Origin of the sequence: Methylomonas methanica (assembly GCF_001644035.1) — a bacterium.
Classification (GTDB): Bacteria; Pseudomonadota; Gammaproteobacteria; order Methylococcales; family Methylomonadaceae; genus Methylomonas; species Methylomonas methanica_A.
Map to the genome: position 1 here is coordinate 1 of NZ_LUUG01000041.1, position 1,367 is coordinate 1,367.

At 50.8% G+C, this 1,367-nt stretch carries 2 protein-coding genes; both read left to right on the forward strand.

Annotated elements, in window-relative coordinates; translation table 11 throughout:
* Positions 1 to 190: hypothetical protein (locus A1332_RS25830; protein WP_231890181.1), on the forward strand; the 190-nt coding region annotated here is incomplete at its 5' end.
* Between the two features lie 3 nt (positions 191 to 193).
* The gene (locus A1332_RS01725) at positions 194 to 1,318 is read left to right on the forward strand and encodes an ABC transporter permease (RefSeq protein ID WP_064006854.1); all 1,125 of its coding nucleotides are present in this window, start codon (positions 194 to 196) and stop codon (positions 1,316 to 1,318) included.
* The last annotated feature ends 49 nt before the right edge of the window (positions 1,319 to 1,367 follow it).

The following is a 1,367-nucleotide window of genomic DNA, read 5'->3' on the forward strand; positions in this document are numbered from 1 at the left end:
TCGGGCCGAGACCCGACATAAAAAAAGCCGTCGCGATAGCGACACTAACGCCAAGTCTATTAGTCAAGCCCCAATTATTACCAGCACTCCATTCGGGTTGAGCCTGTCGAAGCCTTACTTAGAGCGCCCTTCGACAAGCTCAGGACGAACGGCATTTAAAGACCGGCTTAATAGTCAGAAGATCATGTAACCCATGGAAACCCTACTCAACATCTACTACCTAGGTATCAAAGAACTCCGCAGTCTAAGCCGCGACACCATGATGCTAGTGATGATCGTGTTCTCCTTTACCGGCCAAGTGTATCTGATCGCTACCGGCGTCCCACAATCGCTGCACAAAGCGCCGATCGCCATCGTCGACGAAGACCGCTCGCCACTGTCCCACCGCATCATTAACGCTTTTTACCTACCGTATTTCTTGACGCCAGTGATTATCGATCAATACGAAACAGATCACGGCATGGACGTTGGTTTATATAGCTTTGTGCTGGATATTCCCTCGCATTTCCAGCGCGACATGCTGGCCGGTCGGCAACCTGCCCTGCAATTGAATATCGACGCCACACGTATCTCGCAGGCCTTTATCGGCAATACCTACATCCAGACGATTTTGAACGGCGAAGTCAATGCTTTTGCCCAAGGTCATCGGGCAGTTGTCACCTTGCCGGTGGAATTGGAGATCAGAACCCGCTTCAATCCCAACTTAAGTTCGGTGTGGTTCGGCTCGCTGATGGAAGTGGTCAATAGCATCACCACCTTGTCCATCATTTTGACCGGGGCCGCACTGATCCGCGAACGCGAGCACGGCACAATCGAGCATCTATTGGTAATGCCCTTAACGCCGTTTGAAATCATGTCAGCTAAGGTCTGGTCTATGGGCTTGGTCGTTGTGGTGGTGGCGACCGCGTCTATCATTTTTGTCGTGCATGGCTTACTTGAGGTACCGATTCAAGGTTCGCTGGGTTTGTTTATTTTAGGTATGTTGTTGCACCTGTTCGCTACCACCTCCTTAGGCATATATTTGGGAACTTTGGCGCGCTCAATGCCTCAACTAGGGCTGTTGATGTTGATCATCTTGTTACCTTTGCAAATGCTGTCCGGCGGTATGACACCCCGCGAAAGCATGCCGGTGCTGGTGCAAAATATCATGCTGGCAGCGCCGACCACGCATTTCGTGTCACTGGCGCAGGCTATTTTGTATAGGGGGGCGGGGTTTAGCATTGTTTGGACTGATTTTCTGGCTTTGATCGGGATTGGGTCGGTGTTTTTTGCACTGGCATTGAATCGGTTTCGGAATACGATTAGTTCTATGGTCTGAGGGATTTTGTGTCGCTAGCGCGACGGCTAGTTTTAAAGTCGGGTCTCGG

What these genes read in the sequence shown, in the direction of transcription:
- A1332_RS01725 (WP_064006854.1), top strand. Translation starts at nt 194, where the DNA reads ATGGAAACCCTACTCAACATCTACTACCTAGGTATCAAAGAACTCCGC.